Origin of the sequence: Phaeodactylibacter sp., assembly GCF_040219495.1 — a bacterium.
GTDB lineage: Bacteria > Bacteroidota > Bacteroidia > Chitinophagales > Saprospiraceae > Phaeodactylibacter.
On record NZ_JAVJSK010000118.1, the window covers coordinates 1 to 18,946 of the forward strand.

Below are 18,946 nucleotides of genomic sequence, written 5' to 3' on the forward strand. Positions count from 1 at the left end.
GATGCTTCCTTATTTTCAAGGATTTAAGAACCTGACGTCGAAATTAAACCTTCACTTAGCCCGCTAAGCTCAGGTTTAATTTCTTAGTCAGAACCTCAAATCGTTGAAAATCAGTTCGCAAAATTTCCCAACAAGCTCTTAGTTTTACGGCATTACCTCACTCCTTCAAAAACACAATCAATAATTATATGAAAATTTGGCACTCCATTTTTTTCTTTTTCATTGCGTTGGCTGGGCTTCAGGCTCAGGCAGACCGCTGGCAGCAGGCTGCAAAATATACCATGGACATCGACTTCGATGTCAAAAAGCATCAATTGGATGGCAAGCAGACGCTGGTTTATACCAACAACTCTCCGGATACCCTTTATCAGGTTTTTTACCACCTGTACTTCAATGCTTTTCAACCCAATAGTATGATGGATATCCGCTCCCAAAACCTTAAGGACTCAGATCCCCGGGTTGGCGGACGTATTAGTGAGCTCGAACCGGACGAGATGGGCTACCACAAAATCAACAGCCTGACTGTGGATGGGAAGAAGGCCGATTATACCGTGGTGGGTACTATTTTGGAAGTAAAGCTGCCTACGCCCATTCTGCCAAAATCCAAGGCCGTCTTCGAAATGGCGTTCGAATCACAGGTGCCGGTGCAAATCCGCCGCTCTGGCCGGGACAATGCAGAAGGCATTTCGTACTCCATGGCGCAGTGGTACCCCAAGATGTGCGAATACGACTATCAGGGCTGGCACGCCAATCCTTACGTTGGCCGGGAATTTTATGGGATATGGGGCGACTTTGACGTGACCATTCACATCAACAGCGACTACATCATCGGCGCAACCGGCTACCTGCAGAATGCAAAGGGAATCGGCTACGGCTATACCGATAAGCCTGTGAAAGAGCAGAAAGGGAAGCAACTTTCCTGGCACTTCGTTGCGCCCAATGTGCACGACTTTGTCTGGGGCGCTGACCCGGACTACACGCACACCACCTACGAACGCGAAGACGGTATGGTGATGCACTTTTTCTATCAGGAAAACGAGCGTACGAAAGACAACTGGGAAGCTTTGCCTGCAATTATGGACGAAGTTTTTGCTTTTGTCAACGAAAACTACGGGCAATACCCCTACGAGCAATACTCCTTCATACAGGGAGGAGACGGCGGCATGGAGTACCCTATGGCTACCCTCATTACCGGAGAGCGGAGCCTGGCAAGCCTGGTCGGCGTTTCTGTGCATGAGCTGATGCACAGCTGGTACCAAATGATGCTGGGCACCAACGAAGCACTCTACGCCTGGATGGACGAAGGGTTTACCAGCTGGGCCAGCAGTAATGTGATGAACCACCTTCGCACCAAAGGGCTGCTGCCCGGTGAACCTTCTGATAATCCTCAACTGGGCTCCTATATGGGCTATGCCAATTTCTCCCAAAGTGGGCTGGAAGAACCCCTGATTACACATTCCGACCACTTCAATACCAACTCTGCCTATGGTGTGGCCTCCTACGTTAAAGGGGCCATCTTCCTGGAACAACTGAAGTACATCATTGGAGAAACAGCTTTCGATCAGGGGATGCTCCGCTACTTTAATACCTGGAAGTTCAAGCATCCGAATTCCAATGATTTCATTCGAATCATGGAGAAGCAATCCGGAATAGAACTGGACTGGTACCGGGAGTACTGGATCAATACGACTCATACCATTGACTATGGTGTTAAAACGGTGGAGCGCAAAGGCCGAAACGCCGTAGCGGTACTGAACCGGGTGGGCCTTATGCCGATGCCCCTGGTTGTTGAAGTGGTACTTACGGACGGGCCAAGCAAGCGTATAATGGTCCCCTTGCGCATTATGCGCGGCCACAAGCCACTTGGGGGCATGGAGCTGGCCGAAGACTGGCCCTGGACGCACCCGGAGTACGAACTGGACTTGGGCGTAAAGGCTAAGGATATCGAAAAAGTGGTGATCGACCCCGACTTCGGCATGGCTGATATCGACCGGAAGAACAACACTTTCGAAATGACAAGCGACGAATAAGATCACTGGCCGGGCCGCAGTACTTGCAGCCCGGCACTATTCACTCCACGACTATGCATCCCATTCACAAGCAATTGCAAGCTATTGCTGCCTTTACTGCCGGAGACGATACGGAAATTCGAGAAGTGCTACACCCTAAAAACGATGGGGTAGACTTTGGTTTTAGCCTGGCGCATGCCACGCTGCAGCCCGGAGAAGCTTCCAAGCCTCATATTTTACACGGGCGTTCGGAAACGTACATCATCGTGCAGGGGGAAGGCCGGGCATTTGTAGCGGGTCAAACCATGGATGCCCAACCCGGCGGCGTTATCTTTATCCCTCCCGGAGCTGAACAGTACATTGAGAATACCGGAAAGGGGCCACTGAATTTCTGGTGTGTCGTCTGCCCTCCCTGGACGGCCGGTACAGAACAGGTAGATTAGCCCGGCATTTTGGAAAAAACCGTTATTTTTGCAGACCTTTGACCGCCCGGGCAGGCTGCCGGAAAAAACGGATGCATGAGAATTCTTCAACTTTGTAAAAAGTTTCCTTTTCCTCTGAAAGATGGCGAGTCTATTGCCGTAACGGCCCTCAGCCGCGCTATGAAAGCATTGGGGCACGAGGTGCATCTATTGGCGATGAATACCAGTAAGCACTTTTTTCCGGTGGAGGAATTGCCCCGGTCTTTTGATCACTACGCCAGCCTCCATACCGTTGAAGTTGATAACCGGGTGAAACCCCTGCAAGCCCTTTGGCACCTCAAAGGCGAGGCTTCCTACCACATTGCCCGTTTTTGCTCCAAAGCCTTTGAAGATAAGCTCGCCGGCTTGCTGAAAAACACAACCTTCGACGTGATACAGCTGGAAACGCCTTATTTGGCGCCCTATATTCCGGTCATCCGGAAGTACTCCAATGCGGTGGTCAGTATGCGGGCGCACAATGTGGAGTTTGAGATTTGGGAGCGCATCAGCCAAAACACGGCTTTCTGGCCTAAGCGCTGGTACTTGCAGCACCTTACCGAGCGGTTGCGGCAGTACGAAATCAGTCAGCTGGCCGCCTATGATCACCTGGCAGCGATCACGCGCCGGGACTTGGAGCGCTTTCAACAGCTGGGGTACGAAGGCTCCGCAACGGTTACACCAATTGGGGTGGACAGCGGGGCGTACCCGCCGGACTTTTCGAGCTTCCAAAAGCCCCTTTCGCTTTCCTTCATCGGTTCTTTAGACTGGATGCCGAACCTGGAGGGCCTGCAGTGGTTCCTGGATGAAGTCTGGCCCGAAGTCCGGAGGGAACATCCTGACCTGACCCTCCACATCGCCGGGCGGAATACCCCGAAGTGGCTGCTTCGTATGGACCGCCCCGGTATCGTGGTAGAAGGGGAAGTGCCAAGTGCCACCACCTTCATCAATCAGCACAGCCTGATGGTCGTGCCGCTGCTTTCGGGTAGTGGTATGCGCGCCAAAATCCTGGAAGGCATGGCGCTGGGCAAGGCGGTCATCAGTACGCAAATGGGCATGGAGGGGATTGGCGTGCAGCAGGGGGTACACGCGTTGATTGCGAATACACCGGCAGATTTTGCCCGGCAGGTTGCCTATGCCCGGGCATTGCAGAAGAAAGGGCAGCTCGAACAGCTGGGCCGGGAAGCCCGCCGCTTTGTACTGGACCAATACGATAGCCTGGAAGTGGCCCGCCGCCTGGTAAAGGCTTACGCCGAATTAAGCGTAGAAGCCCTCTGATGCATGTGGCTCACCTTTATACATATCATTGTTTGGCTGAGTGCGCTGGGGTTGGTGCACACTTACCTTTTGTACCCGCTCCTTATGCGGTGGGTAGCTCGGGGCAAAACGCCCAACACGACCGTCTTTGAGCCGGGAGCTACCTGGCCTCAGGTCGCCGTCATCATGTCGGCTTATAACGAAGCTGCGGTCATTGAGGAAAAGATGGCGCATCTGCTTGCCCTGAATTATCCGGAGGGCCGGCTGTCTATCTTTATTGGTTCTGACTGTTCGGATGACGGTACCAATGCTTTGATTGCCCCTTTTGCCGCGCAGCAGGGGCACATTTATTTTTTCCCCTTTCGGGAAAGGCGGGGTAAGCCTGAAGTGATCAACGAGTTAGCAAGCCACGCTAGGACGCACTTTGTAGAGGACGGTACAGACCCTGTTTTTGTGGTGACGGATGCCAGTGTTATGCCGACACCGGATGCCCTGCTCAAGATGGTACAACACTTTCGCAACCCGGGCATTGGTCTGGTCGATGCCCATATCCGTCATACGGGTATGCAGGCGCAGGGAATCTCACAAGCTGAGGACACTTATATTTCCGGAGAAGTGCGCCTGAAGTACCATGAAGGGCTGGCCTGGGGCCGAATGATGGGCCCATTTGGGGGGTGTTACGCCATTCGAGCCCGGTATTTCAGCAAGGTGCCGCCCACTTATCTGGTAGACGACTTCTACATTACCATGCGCATGTTTGAGCAGGGCGGCCTGGCCATCAACGAACTGGGCGCTATCTGCTACGAAGCGGTTTCTCACGAAATTAGTGAAGAATACCGCCGCAAAGCCCGCATCTCAGCGGGTAATTTCCAGAACCTTACGACATTCCCGCATCTGTGGTGGCCACCGTTTGGCCAGCTGCGGTTTGCGTTCTTTTCTCATAAAGCACTACGGTGGCTTGGCCCATTTTTCCTACTTTTGATCCTGGCAGGCAGCGGGGCCCTCGCCTTTTCAGGCAACTTATTTTGGCAGGGTTTGTTTGCCGTATTGACAAGCGGCATCATTTTGGTGCCAGTCCTCGATCAGCTGCTGAGGCAGGTCGGCCTGCATTGGTTGCCCCTCCGGGGTGCCCACTATTTTCTGGCTATGAACCTGGCTTTGCTTACCGGTTTTTTCAAATTCATTAAAGGAGTACGCTCAAATGTCTGGCAACCAACTAAACGTAACTAAACAACAAGGCTTTCAACTCAATACCATCGATGAGGCGATCCGTGATATCAAAGCGGGCAAAGTGATCATTGTGGTGGACGACGAAGACCGGGAGAACGAAGGCGACTTTATCTGCGCAGCTGAATGTGTGACGCCGGAGATCATCAACTTTATGGCCACCCACGGCCGCGGCCTGATCTGTTCGCCAATTGACGAGAAGCGTGCTGATGAATTGGACCTGAGTATGATGGTTTCCTCCAACACCGCCCTGCACGAAACGGCTTTCACCGTTTCTATTGACCTGATTGGGCACGGTTGTACAACGGGTATTTCGGCTTATGACCGCGCTACCGGTATTCGAAAGCTGGTAGACCCGCAGACCAAATCTACGGACTACGCCCGCCCCGGCCACATCTTTCCGCTGCGGGCAAAAACCGGAGGCGTGCTGCGCCGCACCGGGCATACCGAAGCCGCTATTGATCTGGCGCGACTGGCTGGTTTTGAGCCTGCAGGCGTGCTGGTGGAAATTCTCAACGATGATGGTACAATGGCCCGTTTGCCACAGTTGATGAAAATCGCTGACCGCTTCGACCTCAAGGTGATTGCGATCAAAGACCTGGTGGCTTACCGCATGCGCAATGAACGCCTCATCAAGCGGGAGCTGACGGTCTCTATTGACACACAGTACGGCGGTTTTGAAGTCATCGCTTTCCGCCAACTAACAACTGACGATATCCACCTGGCGATTAAGCGGGGCGACTGGAAAGTCGGTGACCCGGTGCTTGTCCGGGTACATTCCTCTACCGAAACCGGCGAAATCCTGGGCTCCCTGTTCAATAATTACGGCTCGCAATTGCAACAGGCTATAGAAATGATTGCCAAAGAAGATCAGGGGCTGCTGCTTTACATGCGGCATAGCGAAAAATCAGATGCCATACTCCACCACCTGGCCGACTATCAGAAACGGCAGTATAATGGTGAAAAGCCGGAACTCCACAAGCGGGCAGAGATGACGCAGCGGGACTTCGGGGTGGGGGCTCAGATCCTGCACGACCTGAATGTGACCAAGTTGCGGCTGATTACCAATACGCCCCGTAAGCGGGTTGGGCTGATTGGTTATGGGCTGGAAGTCGTTGAAAATATACCGATGTAACGATGCGGTACGAGCGCAAGTACCGCATAGAACAAGTCGATCCTCAGGTGGTTGGTATGGTGGTCCGTCAGCACCCGGCTGGCTTCCGTACCTTATACCCGCCCCGGCAAATCAATAACCTGTATTTCGATACGCCTGATTTCGCCGCATTTCAGGACAACGTGACCGGAGCCCCCCGGCGCCTGAAGTACCGCTTGCGCTGGTACGGCGATGACTTCCATGAAATCACCAATCCTGTTCTTGAGGTAAAAATCAAAGACAACCAAGTGGGGTTTAAACGTTACCATCCACTCCCGGAAGGTACGTACACTGCCGCAGACTGGCCCGGTTTAGTAGAGCGCTGCCGGCAAATCCTCAAAAAGGGGCTCGACCTTCAGCCAGTGTTGTTCAATACCTACCGGAGGTCCTACTGGGCAGCGCCAGCCCTGCCCTTCCGGCTAACGATAGATACCCAAATGCACTTTGGCCCTTTCCAGTCGCACCGCCGCCCGGTATTGCCTTTAGCAGACCCGGCAGTAGTGATAGAAGTGAAATATGATGAACTGCAGGATGAGGACACGGCCTTCATCCTGCAGCATTTGCCCTTCCGGTTGAGTAAAAACTCGAAGTACGTCACGGGCATTAATCTTTGTTATGGTTAAAATTTAGGGCAAAGCACCACTTCGTCCTCATACTCACCGAGGTAAGCCAGAGAAAGCTCGAAAGCGCCCCGCTGTTTGCGTAGGGAGCCAATGCCATCAATTCGGGCATCGTAGCTCAGGCCCAGCAGGAAGTTGCTGAATTCAATACCCACCATACCGACTACGGCGTCCAGCATAAAATTGTCGAGTTCATCGCGCACCGGCCGGACCCATCCACCGGTATGCAGAGCCACACCAGAGATATCGTCAATCAGGAAGCGGATATTGGTACCGGCGTTGGCAGCCATATGGGGCCCCTGTGCATAGAACAGCGCCCGGGGTTGAATCTGAATGCCCAGCCCCACCGGGATACTTACGTTGACGTAAGCCGTGTATTTGCGGTGCAGTAAGTCCGAGTTGCCCAGCTCCGGCTCTTCCTCATTGAAGAAAAAGCTCACTTGGGGCTCCAGGATGTGGTGCATGGCCGCACCGGCAAAGAGAGAAACCCCGCGCTTGGGCGAATAAGTGTAGTTGAGGCCCGCTGAGATATCCCCGTAGGTAAAGTTGTTGCCCGGCAGGATTTCACTGGTGGGGTTGCTGTAACCACTGTCCCCGCCAAACTGATCTTCAAAATTGAACCGCTCGTAGCCAAAGTTGCGCTGCGCCAGTCCGGCCTGAAAGCCTGCGCTGAGGAATTGGTCGTTTTTTTTGCTGAGGCTCTTATGGAACGCCCCGGCCACATTGATCTGGTTGTTGGAAAAACCGAATTTAGGCACCCGGTCATTGTAAAAAACCACACCTACGCCGAAAGCATCTTTATAGCGCTTGCCGATGCTGTTGAGCCCAAACCTGAGGTCGACTGCGCCCGCGTAGGTCTGATAGGGGTTTTGGTCCCTGTAGACGAGGGCGACACGGTACTTGCCATTAAAGGTGCCGCTCAAGGCTGGGTTGAGAGTCAGCGGAGCCGCAAAAAACTGGGTAAAGTGCTGATCCTGTGCAGTAAGGCGCAGGCCGCTTAGCGAGACAATACAAAAAAGGAGCAGGAATAGCTTCTTCATAGAATCGGTTCATGTGATTGTGTGGCCAAAGTTAAAGAGGCGGCCGGACTAAAACGAGGATTTCCCTTTTATTAAGTGGTTTGACGGAAATAAAGGAAACGGCTTTTTGCTTCTTCCTTCATTATTTTCCCGTTCCTGAGTCAGAATAGGAACGGAATTGGTTGATATTTATTATTTTTGAAAATATCTTGATTTCCGTAAACCCGCATGCATGCCCTCTTACGCTATCTGCCCCCTGAGCAATGTGCCAATCCGGAGCAATTCTTCGGATAAGAGCGAGATCGTGTCCCAACTGCTGTTCGGCGAACTGGCAGAGGTGTTGGAGACCAAAGGGCGCCAATGGGCGAAGATCCGCTGTATATGGGATAATTACGTAGGCTGGGTTGCTGCTAATCAGCTTAAAGCCATTACGCCTAGCGAACTGACGCTTTTTAAAGAGCACTTTGCCTACAGCCTGGAGCTTTTTCAGCCGCTTATGGCCGACAACGAGGTCATCCCTATTGTTATCGGTGCCCGCCTGCCCAATTTCGACGGCATGCGCTTTATGCTCGACAACACGGTTTATACCTTCAGTGGGCAGGCCGTTTTTCCGGAACACATCAAGCCTTCACCTGAGTTTATCCTCAAAATTGCCCGGCGGTACCTGCACGCCCCTTTCTTTCACGGCGGCCGTTCGCCCCTGGGTATTGATGCTGCGGGGCTGGTACAAATGGTCTTTAAAATTGCCAACGTTGCCCTGCCCCGGGAAGCCGCACAGCAGGTTTATATTGGTACCGCAGTAGATTTTGTGGAACAGTCTATGCCCGGTGATGTCGCTTTTTTTGAGAACCGTACCGGGCGTATCACCCACTGCGGTATTATTCTGCCTGATTCAGAGGTCATACATGCGTATGGCAGTGTGCGTATCGACAAAATCGACCACTACGGCATCTACGACCGTGCCGCTAAGCGTTACACCCACCGCCTCCGCGTGGTCCGGCGCATGATCAAGTTGGCCTCTGCCCCTAAGCAGGAAAACCGCCGCATCAGCGGGCATATCCCCAATCAGGTGGAGCTGTTTTGATTATACCGCCCGAATGATGTCGTACTGCGTTAGAATCTGCAGGGTTCCCGCTTTATCCTTCGCAATAACAGCCGGGATAGTCCGGTCAACATACTTGCTGAGCTGAGAGAACGGCAGGTCTTCCTCCACCAATGGAAAGGGTGCGCCCATGATCGCCGCAACATTTTGCTCTGCGTGGTTCATCGGGTTTTCCAGCAGGTAGGAGAGGACAGCGGTTTCAGTGATCGATCCAACCATCACGCCATCGCGCATAACAGGCAATTGAGAGATGTCGTGCTCTTTCATCATTTTGAAAGCAGACTGTACGGTATCCGTTTCGCTTAGGGTGATGAAGCGGCTGTCGTGCTTCATGTGGAGCAGGTCGCGTACGCAGAGTTCACGCTCCAGGAAACCACGCTCCCGCATCCAGTCGTCATTGTAAATCTTGCCCACATACCGGCTGCCATGATCGTGGATGACCACCACAACTACATCGTCCGGTTTAAGCTGATCTTTGAGCTGCAGCAACCCGGCAACGGCAGAACCGGCAGAATAGCCCAGGAGCAGGCCTTCTTCCCGGGCGAGGCGCCGTGCCATCAGTGCGCCGTCTTTGTCGGTGACTTTCTCAAAGTGGTCGATGACCTTGAAGTCTACATTTTGAGGAATGATATCCTCACCGATCCCTTCCGTGATGTACGGATAGATTTCCTTTTCGTCGAATTCGCCGGTTTCGTGGTACTTTTTAAAGACAGAGCCATAGGTATCAATGCCCCAGATTTTGACCTCCGGGTTTTGTTCTTTGAGATAACGCCCGGTACCGGAAATTGTGCCCCCAGTGCCCACACCTACTAACATATGAGTGACTTTGCCTTCGGTCTGCTTCCAGATTTCAGGGCCAGTACTTTCGTAGTGGGCTGTGCGGTTAGAGAGGTTATCGTATTGGTTGCACCAGTAGCTATTGGGGATCTCGGTACTCAGCCGGCGGGCAACGCTGTAATAGGAACGCGGGTCATCGGCTTCCACATTGGTTGGGCACACAATGACTTCGCTTCCCACTGCCCGTAGCAGGTCAATCTTCTCTTTCGATTGCTTATCGGTGGTTGTGAAAATACACTTATAGCCTTTCACTGCTGCGCCCAGCGCCAGGCCCATACCTGTATTGCCAGACGTACACTCAATGATGGTGCCCCCGGGTTTGATGTCCCCGCGCGCTTCCGCATCTTCGAGCATCTTCAGTGCCATACGGTCTTTAATGGAGTGCCCGGGGTTGAAGGTTTCTACCTTCATCAGGACAGTGGCAGGGATGCCTTTTACAACTTTATGGAGCTTGACGAGGGGCGTATTTCCAATGGTTTGAAGGATATTATCGTAAAATTCCATGGGCTTTAATTGGTTTGCCGCAAAGGTATGAAATTCATCGGTGGTATTTCACCTTCACAAAAAATCGGGGATCAATTGCGCCCAGCAACCGGGCCACAAGCGGAGAGACCACTACGACCACATCGTCTTTGTAAACGGTATCCGGTATGCGGCCCACTACTTTGGCATAGATCGTTCGCCGGCTCATAGGGTTATAGATGGAGATTACGGAGCCGATTTCGGCTTTGCGGTGCATGGCCATCAGGTCTGCCTCACCCTTCATATCTTTAGGCCAGAAGGCAACCCCCTGATGCTCACGCTCACGGTCGTTAGCCATGTCGTACTGATAGAGTTTTCGGTAAGCCGCGTTGCGTTTGCCCAGTTCCCCACCGGCGTAGGCCCGCAGGCTGTCAGGTACACCATTAAGGCTCAGCCAGCCAATGTGCAGGGTTTGGTTCCGCTTCAGGGTATGGTCCAGCAATCCATTGCGCATCATGATTTCCTCCATAGGGATATCGAAGTAGGATTTCGAAATTTTATACAGGGTATCGCCCTTGCGCACGACATAGTAGACCGGTGCAAAGCGGCCGGGGATCAACTCTTGCTCCTGGTACCGTTCAATGGCCCGCTTGGGGATAGGGATACGCACCGGCATGCCTACCCTCATAGTCTGCGGGCTGAGCCCCGGATTATGGAAATACAGCTCCTGGAGGGACAGGCCGTAAAATTTGGCCAGCGAGAATAAGGTTTGCCGGGGTTCCAGGTAGTGGCTGAAGTATTTTTCATCAAACTGCCCCACCGAGAGAAATATGGTATCTTTGGGCGTGAGGTAACTGAGGCTGTCGCCCGTTGCCTGCACAGGCTTAGGCAGGCTTAGAAAGGCGAACAAACAAGCCATTTTGAGCAAGGCTGCAGCTACAGGGCACGTACACATGAGGCTGGGGCAGTCCAAAGGCTTTCGGCGCTTTGGGGCAGTTGTTTTCATCATAGTAGGAGAATCCTGTTTGGGTTCCATATTTTGGTGAACCGGAAAAGAAATAGCTTCTTTGACTAATTTCGTAACCTGTGCAAATGAGCATTGTGAAGTGCTGCTCTTCCTTTTCGCATGCCTTCTGCTGCGCTCATTTCCTAAGAAATTTGTCAAAGAAGGGAAAATTTAAACAAATATATGAAATCAATAGCGGTGATTCCAGCCCGGTACGCAAGTACACGCTTTCCTGGCAAGCCTTTAGCGCTGCTGAGGGGCAAAACGGTTCTGCAACACGTCTATGAGCGGGCGCAGCGGGCCCGGCAAATTGATGAAGTTTGTATCGCAACCGATGACGAACGCATTATGGAGGCCGCCGCCCGGTTTGGGGCCAAAGCGGTCATGACCGACCCCGGGCACCGCAGCGGCACAGACCGCTGTGCCGAAGTGGTCCTGCAGTATCCTGAAGATAGTATCGTTATCAATATTCAGGGGGACGAACCCTTCATTGACCCCGCTCAGATTGACGGGGTGGCCGCCCCGCTGCTGGGGTCAAACCCTGCGCAGATCAGCACCCTGGTCGTACGCCTGAGAGATGCAGAGGCGTTGCACAACCCCAATGTTGTAAAGGCGGTGAAGGCGGCTTCAGGTAAGGCGCTTTATTTCAGCCGCTCGCCCATTCCGTTCTTACGGGGCGTGCCCCCTGAACAATGGATGGACCATGGTGTTTTTTTCAAACATTTGGGGATTTACGGGTTTCAGCGGTCCGTACTGCTGGAAGTGGCTCAGTTGCCCCCCGGCAATTATGAGCAGATGGAATCCCTGGAGCAGCTGCGGTGGCTGGAAGCCGGTTACCACATCCACGTGGGGACCACAAATACGGAAACCATTGGTATTGATACCCCCGAAGACCTGGAAGCCGCTGCGCAATGGTTGGACAAAAGCGACAAGCATGGATAAACAGCAATACTACCGCCGCTGGCTACTTCGCGCTCCGGCCGGTTTGGTACTCATTGGCTTTGGTGCCTGCCTCATAGCCGAAGCGGCAATGGACAAATACGAAGGGGTGCCTACCTGGGAGTGGGTGGCTTACGGTACAATAGCGCTGGTGGTCTTCAACAGTGGGCTGAGCATCTTCGGGGATTCGATTTTACAGCGCGTACGCTACGAGCGGGCCCGTGAAAAAGAGAAGGAAGCATGAATTACTGTAGCCACTGTGGTTCTGATCAGCTGGAGTTTAAAGTCCCTGCAGGTGACAACCGGCCGCGCTATGTCTGCGGCAGTTGTCAGCGCATCCATTATTCCAACCCCAAAATCGTAGCGGGCTGCCTGCCGGTTTGGGAAGATAAAGTCTTGCTGGCCAAGCGCTCCATTGAACCCAGGAAAGGCTACTGGAATGTGCCCAGTGGCTACATGGAGAATGGCGAAACCGTGGAAGAAGGCGCCCTGCGGGAAGTCCGGGAAGAGGCCAAAGCCAGGGTCGAAATCACTGGCATCCACTCCATTTACAGCATTCCGCATATCAATCAGGTGTACATGCATTTTTTGGGGCAGCTGGAAGGGCCGGATGCCTTTGGGGTAGGAGAGGAGAGCCTGGAAGTCCGCCTGTTCACTGAGGCAGAAATACCATGGGAGGACATTGCATTCACCTCTTCCGTTTTTAGTTTGCAGCGATACTTCGCTGACCGGAAGCGCGGGCATCATGAGCTGCACCTCGGACAATTAGACTACCCCGTAAGGGCTACAGAAACTGACGATTAAAGCCAAGAGGCAACAATTCCTGCCCGCTTTGCACTTCGTAAAGGGTCTCGTCGTCACCCTGCATAAGGATACGGATGGGCTGTTGTTGCCTTTCCTCCATCTCTGAGATCGCCTGCCGGCAGGAGCCACAGGGCGCTGCGGGTTCGGGGACCGGCTTTTTTTCATTCTTTACCCGTATGGCTATGGTCAGCAGCTTTTGATCCGGATGGTTCAACGCCGCATTGCCAAGTGCAACGCGTTCGGCGCACAGGCACATGGGGTAAGCTGCATTTTCCTGGTTGGCCCCGAGGACTACCGTCCCATCTGAAAGGCGGACGGCAGCGCCTACTCTGAATTGAGAGTAGGGCGCATAGGCCATATCCATAGCTTTTCCGGCTTGCAGCAGCAACACTTGGTCCTCTTCAGGCAGTTCTTTTGCAGAATCATATATACAGACGGTCGTTTGCAACTTTCGGTATCTCATAGCATACTTGCAATTTGGAATTTAGCGTTCGGACGGCCCCCTCAGTTTCAGGCAAAGTTTTATCTTGCGCGAATCGGCAAATTACCTCAATAAACAGAAAAAACCAACCATGACGAATATATTGATCATTGGAGCAGGCCGCTCATCGAGTGCTTGTATCAATTATGTACTGGGGCAGGCTAAAGAAAGAAACTGGTTTGTGACCGTAGCTGATGCCGATCCGCAGCTGGCTGAGGCAAGGGTGAGCGGGCACCCAAATGGCCGGCCAGCATGGCTGGATGTCACCAAAGTGAATGACCGCCGCGACCTGATCGGGCGGGCAGACCTGGTGGTTTCCCTTCTGCCAGCCCACCTGCACCTTGAGGTGGCGCACGACTGCATCAAGCTCAAAAAACACCTGATCACCGCTTCTTATGTTTCTCAGGAGCTCTACCGCCTCGGGGACGAAGCCCGCGACCGGGAGCTCATCTTTATGGGAGAGATGGGGCTGGACCCCGGCATTGATCACATGTCGGCCATGCGGCAAATTAACGAAATCAAAAAGCAGGGGGGCAAGATCACCGCATTCCGTTCTTACACCGGCGGGCTGGTGGCGCCCGAAAGCGATAACAACCCCTGGCATTATAAATTTACCTGGAACCCGCGCAATGTGGTGCTGGCCGGGCAGGGTACAGCTCAGTATCTGGAAAATGGCAAGCACAAGTACATTCCCTACAACCGCCTCTTTAAGGAATACCGGCTGGTGGATGTGCCCGGTATGGGCGAGTTTGAAGTGTATGCCAACCGGGATTCACTGCTCTACCGGGATATTTACGGCTTGTCGGATATTCCGAATATTCTCCGGGGCACTATTCGTTACCGGGGTTTTTGCGATGCCTGGCACGCGCTGGTCAAAATCGGGCTGACGGATGGCTCCTATCCCATTCTGGAGAGTGAAAAGGTGAGCTACCACGAATTAATGGAAGGCTACCTCAGCCCGAAGTATAAGTCGGGGTCGGTACGCGACCGGGTGGCAGAGCTGCTTAAGATCGCTCCTGATGACGAGGTGATGCAGAAGCTCGACTGGCTGGGGCTGTTCCGTAAAAAGAAAGTGGGGCTGGCTAATGCGACGCCTGCGCTCATTCTGGAAAACATTTTGATGGAAAAATGGAAGCTTGAGCGTGACGACAAAGACATGATCATCATGCAGCATGAGTTTGAGTACGAGCTGGAGGGCAAAAAGAAAGAGCTCATTTCCACCCTGGTCATGAAGGGCAACGATTCCAACGATACGGCTATGGCCAAATTGGTCGGTTTGCCGCTGGGCATTTTTGTCAAGCTGGTTATGGAAGGCCGCATTGAATCAAAAGGTGTGAATATTCCGGTCATTCCGGAAGTGTATGAGCCTGTTCTGGACGAGCTCGAGCAATTCGGGGTCGTATTTAAGGATGAGGTACGGGACCTTTAAGCGGCATGCTGAAGGCACTGCTCCGTATCGATAAGGTAAAGGCTATGCAGGGCAACGCCCTGTTGCGGCAGGGTAGTGCCATTCTGATATCTATTTTGCTGGCGAAAACAGCCTTATCAAAGGAGGGTATTGGCTGGTACGAGCAGCTGTTGTATGTCGGCTATGTACTGACGTCCTTCTGGGTTACCGGGCTGATGCAGGCTTTGCTGTCCCGTTTCAGTAAGATTGAGCCCGTCAAGCGGGCGGTTTTCCTGACGAATGTAGCGGTAGTTTTTGGCAGTATAGGTGCGGTGCTGATGCTCGGGTTTTGGTGGGGCAGGCATTGGTTTGTCCCTTTGCTGACCGGGCAGGCGGACCTGCCTTTTTTGCTGCCTTTTCTGTTGTTCTTGTGGCTCAATTTAGCCACGTTCCTGTTGGAGAACTTTTACCTGCTTTGGGACCGCCCCGGCGAATTGCTGATTTTTGGGGCGCTGACGTACAGTGCACAGTTGATCGCAGTGGTGCTGCCCGTCTGGCTGGGCCAAGGGCTGGAGACTGCCGTTTGGGCGCTGGCAGGGATAGGGGGGCTTCGGTTCATCTGGTTGCTCGCCCGCCTGGGCAGGGTTGGGCAAAGGGGCTGGCATGCGCAGGGCATACGGATGTGGCTAACCTCAGGCTGGCCGCTCGTATTGTACGCCGGCGTAGGTACGCTGAGTTTGTCCTTTGATCCCTGGCTGGTCAATTACCACTTTGCTGGTGACCCGGATATGTTTGCGGTTTTCCGGTACGGGGCCCGGGAGCTTCCGCTGGCTATGGCCCTGGCGGCAGCTTTCGGTACCGCAATGCTACCCGGCGTATCTGCTAATCTGGAGCGGGCCCTGCCCGAGATGCGGCAGAAGTCCCTTCGGCTCTACCATTTACTTTTTCCACTTACCCTGGCACTCCTGCTCAGCAGCCGGTACTGGTTTACCTGGGTGTTCAGCGAAGCTTTTGAAGACAGTATAGCTGTTTTTAATGTCTTTCTGCTTGTGCTGATCAGCCGTATGCTATTCCCGCGTACGGTGCTAATCGGGCTGGATGCCAACCGGGCGGTCTTCTACTTTTCCCTGGTAGAGTTGGGGTTGAATGTGGTACTGGGGTTCTTATTGGTTGTGCCCTTAGGGCTGCTGGGCATAGCCTGGGCAACGGTCATTGCCTACACCGTGGATAAGCTAGTTTTATGTGCCTGGTTGTATTACCGGTTTGGTATTGCTCCCGGAGCCTACACACCGGTTGGCTGGTGGGCAGGGTATACGCTGCTGTTGCTGCTCAGCTATGGTTGGACCCTCTGATCTGCTAGTCTGTAATTCAGGAATGAGGTAAAGGTATGGCCATTCTGTATCCGGTGCCCGCGTACAGCCAACGACCTGCTCTTTACCTCAATGGCTATGGTCTTCCCCTTCGTAAAGAACGCCTGCCGTTGGGGTCTCCCAAAGCTCGATTTTGGATAGATGTGGCAGATTAGGTTTGAGCTGCTGCCAAATCCAGGGCGCGATGTTTTCGGCTGTGGGGTTCTCCAGCCCAGGTACATCGTTTAGGTAGCGGTGGTCAATGAGGGGCTCTACTTTTTTCCAGGCTTGTTTGATGTCCCCGAAATCGGTCACCCATCCCATTTCCGGGTCCACTGCCCCTTCCAGGAAGAGCTTAATCCGGTAGGTATGACCGTGCAGGTTGCGGCATTTGTGTCCTTCCGGCACCTTAGGCAGAAAGTGGGCGGCATCGAATGTAAATTCTTTGAATATCAGCATGCTTATTCTTCATCTTTAAGGCCTGCAAAGATAATTCGGCTTACCCTTCGGGCCGGTGAGAATCGTCACTACCTGGATTTTTGCCATCAGCATGTGGGCACCGCAACGAGCGCCGCCGGTAGCGCTGCCAAAACGTACCCGGACCCGGCTGAACAGGGATGGCTCAGGTAGCTTATCCCTGATTGGGGAGGCTACGAAGGGTGGAATATTTTCTGCCGTTTTGTCATTCTGTCAGCTTGTCCGGGGCTGACAGGCGTATACTTGTCAGTAAAAGATGCGGTTTTTCAGCGAAAGTGTCAGGCAGCCGGGGTTGGCATGTAGCTTGCTATTAAGAAGAGAGAAATCCAAAAAGAACAAAATTAAAAACACACAATATGGGTAAAATTATTGGGATCGACTTAGGTACGACCAACTCCTGTGTGGCTGTGATGGAGGGTAATGAGCCCGTTGTCATTCCAAATGACGAAGGACGGCGCACTACGCCTTCAGTAGTCGCATTTATGGATAATGGTGAACGTAAAATTGGTGACCCTGCAAAGCGTCAGGCGATCACTAACCCGCAGCGTACTATTTCTTCCATCAAGCGTTTCATGGGGCAACGGTATAGTGAGGTAGAAGGTGAAATCGACCGCTCCTCTTATAAGATTGCCAAAGGAGATAACGATACCATTCGTGTAGACATTGACGGACGTATGTACACGGCGCAGGAAATTTCAGCTATGGTCCTTCAGAAAATGAAGAAAGTAGCAGAAGACTTCCTGGGCAGCGAAGTGACCGAGGCTGTAGTGACGGTACCCGCCTACTTTAATGACTCTCAGCGTCAGGCGACTAAAGAAGCCGGTGAAATTGCTGGTCTAAAAGTGAGCCGGATCATCAACGAACCTACCGCGGCTGCACTGGCTTACGGCATGGATAAGCGCGATATGGACGCAACCATCGCGGTCTATGACCTGGGTGGTGGTACTTTCGATATTTCTATTCTGGAACTGGGTGAGGGCGTATTTGAAGTGAAATCTACCAATGGTGACACGCACCTCGGTGGTGACGACTTTGACCGGGTAATCATTGATCACCTGGCTGATTCCTTCAAGGAGCAGGAGAATATTGACTTGCGCAAGGACCCTATGGCACTGCAGCGCCTGAAAGATGCGGCAGAAAAAGCTAAAATCGAGCTTTCTGCTTCTTCCGAAACAGAAGTAAACCTGCCTTACATCACGGCGGTTGACGGTGTGCCCAAGCACCTGGTCCTGAAGCTGACCCGCTCTAAGTTTGAGCAGTTGGCGGACAACCTGGTACAGCGCACCCTTGAGCCTTGCCGGAAAGCACTCGAAGACGCTAAACTGAGCAAGACCGACATCGATGAGGTCATCCTCGTTGGTGGTTCTACACGGATTCCGCGCATTCAGCAGGCCGTGGAAGAGTTCTTTGGCAAAAAGCCGAACAAAGGGGTTAACCCGGATGAAGTGGTAGCTATTGGTGCTTCCATTCAGGGAGGAGTCCTCAGTGGTGATGTGCAAGATGTACTGCTGCTCGACGTGACGCCGCTTTCAATGGGTATTGAGACCATGGGTGGAGTATACGATGTAGTTATCGAAGCCAACTCGACGATTCCTACCAAGAAGTCGAAAATCTATTCTACTGCTGCGGATAACCAACCAAGTGTAGAGATTCACATACTGCAGGGCGAGCGCCCGATGGCAAAAGACAACCGAGCTGTAGGTCGGTTTATCCTGGATGGTATTCCACCTGCACCACGCGGTGTGCCTCAGATCGAAGTGACTTTTGATATGGATGCAAACGGTATTCTGACCGTTTCCTCTAAGGATAAAGGCACTGGCAAAGAGCAATCTATCCGCATCGAAGCCTCCACTGGTTTGTCTCAGGAAGAGATCGCCCGGATGAAGGCAGAAGCAGAAGCTAATGCCGATGAGGACAAGCTGGCGCGCGAGCGTGTTGAGAAGATGAACGCTGCTGACAACCTGGCTTTCCAAACGGAGAAGCAGTTGAAGGAGTACGGCGATAAGCTGCCTGCCGATAAGAAAGAGAAGATCGAAAAGGCAGTGGCTGAAGTCCGTGAAGCGCACAAAGCAGAAGACCTCAACCGCCTCGATCAGGCTACAGAAGCGCTGAATGCCGCATGGCAGGAAGCCAGTCAGGATATCTACAACGCGACCCAGGAAGCGGGTGGTGGTGCAGAAGGTGCTGCTGAGCAGGCACAAGGCAATGCCGGTGCTGATGCAGGAGGTGGCGCAGATGATGTGACCGACGTAGAATTCGAAGAAGTAGACGATAACGGCAAAAAGAGCTAATCTTTAGCGGTTAAACGTCTGAACAATAAGCAGGCTCGCTCCGGTTTCGGGGCGAGCCTTTGTTATTA

18 protein-coding genes are annotated in these 18,946 nt (G+C 53.0%); 13 read left to right on the top strand and 5 right to left on the bottom strand.

Features of this window, described 5'->3' with window-relative positions:
• The first annotated feature begins 188 nt into the window (after positions 1 to 188).
• The 6 genes from RIC19_RS18300 to RIC19_RS18325 all read left to right on the top strand — a co-directional run bounded on the left by RIC19_RS18300 (position 189) and on the right by RIC19_RS18325 (position 6,727).
• Positions 189 to 2,030 (top strand): M1 family metallopeptidase, encoded by a 1,842-nt coding sequence (locus tag RIC19_RS18300; protein ID WP_350179800.1) that lies wholly within the window; start codon positions 189 to 191, stop codon positions 2,028 to 2,030.
• Between the two features lie 53 nt (positions 2,031 to 2,083).
• Positions 2,084 to 2,452, top strand: coding sequence for a cupin domain-containing protein (locus RIC19_RS18305; RefSeq protein WP_350179801.1), 369 nt, complete (start codon positions 2,084 to 2,086; stop codon positions 2,450 to 2,452).
• 75 nt (positions 2,453 to 2,527) lie between these two features.
• Positions 2,528 to 3,745, top strand: coding sequence for a glycosyltransferase family 4 protein (locus tag RIC19_RS18310; RefSeq protein ID WP_350179802.1), 1,218 nt, complete (start codon positions 2,528 to 2,530; stop codon positions 3,743 to 3,745).
• A 3-nt stretch (positions 3,746 to 3,748) separates the two neighbouring features.
• Positions 3,749 to 4,954 carry a glycosyltransferase gene (locus tag RIC19_RS18315; RefSeq protein ID WP_350179803.1) on the top strand — a complete coding sequence of 402 codons (1,206 nt, stop codon included), beginning with the start codon at positions 3,749 to 3,751 and terminating at the stop codon, positions 4,952 to 4,954.
• Positions 4,926 to 6,086, top strand: a complete 1,161-nt coding sequence (ribB, locus tag RIC19_RS18320; protein WP_350179804.1) for a 3,4-dihydroxy-2-butanone-4-phosphate synthase — start codon at positions 4,926 to 4,928, stop codon at positions 6,084 to 6,086. The genes RIC19_RS18315 and ribB overlap by 29 nt, the downstream gene beginning before the upstream one ends.
• 2 nt (positions 6,087 to 6,088) lie before the next feature.
• On the top strand, positions 6,089 to 6,727 hold the full coding sequence (locus RIC19_RS18325; RefSeq protein WP_350179805.1) for a polyphosphate polymerase domain-containing protein: 639 nt from the start codon (positions 6,089 to 6,091) through the stop codon (positions 6,725 to 6,727).
• On the opposite strand, the gene RIC19_RS18330 is transcribed toward RIC19_RS18325, so the two are convergent.
• A complete protein-coding gene (locus tag RIC19_RS18330; RefSeq protein ID WP_350179806.1) occupies positions 6,724 to 7,764 on the bottom strand; it encodes a PorP/SprF family type IX secretion system membrane protein in 1,041 nt (346 codons plus the stop codon). The two genes, RIC19_RS18325 and RIC19_RS18330, sit on opposite strands and share 4 nt — an antisense overlap.
• Before the next feature lie 211 nt (positions 7,765 to 7,975).
• Between RIC19_RS18330 and RIC19_RS18335 the strand changes: the two genes are divergently transcribed.
• Positions 7,976 to 8,827, top strand: a complete 852-nt coding sequence (locus RIC19_RS18335; RefSeq protein ID WP_350179807.1) for a C40 family peptidase — start codon at positions 7,976 to 7,978, stop codon at positions 8,825 to 8,827.
• On the opposite strand, the gene RIC19_RS18340 is transcribed toward RIC19_RS18335, so the two are convergent.
• Together RIC19_RS18340 and RIC19_RS18345 are read right to left on the bottom strand one after the other, a co-directional pair.
• Complete coding sequence (locus RIC19_RS18340; protein WP_350179808.1) at positions 8,828 to 10,186, bottom strand: pyridoxal-phosphate dependent enzyme; 1,359 nt, start codon at positions 10,184 to 10,186, stop codon at positions 8,828 to 8,830. It lies immediately after the preceding gene.
• A 34-nt stretch (positions 10,187 to 10,220) separates the two neighbouring features.
• A complete protein-coding gene (locus RIC19_RS18345) occupies positions 10,221 to 11,153 on the bottom strand; it encodes a lytic transglycosylase (RefSeq protein ID WP_350179809.1) in 933 nt (310 codons plus the stop codon).
• A gap of 180 nt (positions 11,154 to 11,333) precedes the next feature.
• Between RIC19_RS18345 and kdsB the strand changes: the two genes are divergently transcribed.
• The 3 genes from kdsB to RIC19_RS18360 are packed head-to-tail and all read left to right on the top strand — an operon-like array spanning position 11,334 to position 12,893.
• Complete coding sequence (gene kdsB, locus RIC19_RS18350; protein ID WP_350179810.1) at positions 11,334 to 12,092, top strand: 3-deoxy-manno-octulosonate cytidylyltransferase; 759 nt, start codon at positions 11,334 to 11,336, stop codon at positions 12,090 to 12,092.
• Positions 12,085 to 12,333 (top strand): hypothetical protein, encoded by a 249-nt coding sequence (locus tag RIC19_RS18355; RefSeq protein WP_350179811.1) that lies wholly within the window; start codon positions 12,085 to 12,087, stop codon positions 12,331 to 12,333. Before kdsB ends, RIC19_RS18355 begins: the two co-directional genes overlap by 8 nt.
• On the top strand, positions 12,330 to 12,893 hold the full coding sequence (locus RIC19_RS18360; protein ID WP_350179812.1) for an NUDIX hydrolase: 564 nt from the start codon (positions 12,330 to 12,332) through the stop codon (positions 12,891 to 12,893). The genes RIC19_RS18355 and RIC19_RS18360 overlap by 4 nt, the downstream gene beginning before the upstream one ends.
• Here the strand turns inward: RIC19_RS18360 and RIC19_RS18365 are convergent.
• On the bottom strand, positions 12,874 to 13,356 hold the full coding sequence (locus tag RIC19_RS18365; RefSeq protein ID WP_350179813.1) for a cytidine deaminase: 483 nt from the start codon (positions 13,354 to 13,356) through the stop codon (positions 12,874 to 12,876). The two genes, RIC19_RS18360 and RIC19_RS18365, sit on opposite strands and share 20 nt — an antisense overlap.
• Positions 13,357 to 13,465: 109 nt before the next feature.
• On the opposite strand from RIC19_RS18365, the gene RIC19_RS18370 reads away from it, so the two are divergent.
• Both RIC19_RS18370 and RIC19_RS18375 read left to right on the top strand, forming a co-directional pair.
• Positions 13,466 to 14,803, top strand: coding sequence for a saccharopine dehydrogenase C-terminal domain-containing protein (locus tag RIC19_RS18370; protein WP_350179814.1), 1,338 nt, complete (start codon positions 13,466 to 13,468; stop codon positions 14,801 to 14,803).
• A gap of 5 nt (positions 14,804 to 14,808) precedes the next feature.
• Positions 14,809 to 16,113 (top strand): lipopolysaccharide biosynthesis protein, encoded by a 1,305-nt coding sequence (locus RIC19_RS18375; protein ID WP_350179815.1) that lies wholly within the window; start codon positions 14,809 to 14,811, stop codon positions 16,111 to 16,113.
• An 87-nt stretch (positions 16,114 to 16,200) separates the two neighbouring features.
• On the opposite strand, the gene queD is transcribed toward RIC19_RS18375, so the two are convergent.
• Positions 16,201 to 16,569 carry a 6-carboxytetrahydropterin synthase QueD gene (queD, locus tag RIC19_RS18380; protein ID WP_350179816.1) on the bottom strand — a complete coding sequence of 123 codons (369 nt, stop codon included), beginning with the start codon at positions 16,567 to 16,569 and terminating at the stop codon, positions 16,201 to 16,203.
• A gap of 374 nt (positions 16,570 to 16,943) precedes the next feature.
• Between queD and dnaK the strand changes: the two genes are divergently transcribed.
• Positions 16,944 to 18,878 (top strand): molecular chaperone DnaK, encoded by a 1,935-nt coding sequence (dnaK, locus tag RIC19_RS18385; protein ID WP_350179817.1) that lies wholly within the window; start codon positions 16,944 to 16,946, stop codon positions 18,876 to 18,878.
• Positions 18,879 to 18,946 lie beyond the last annotated feature (68 nt).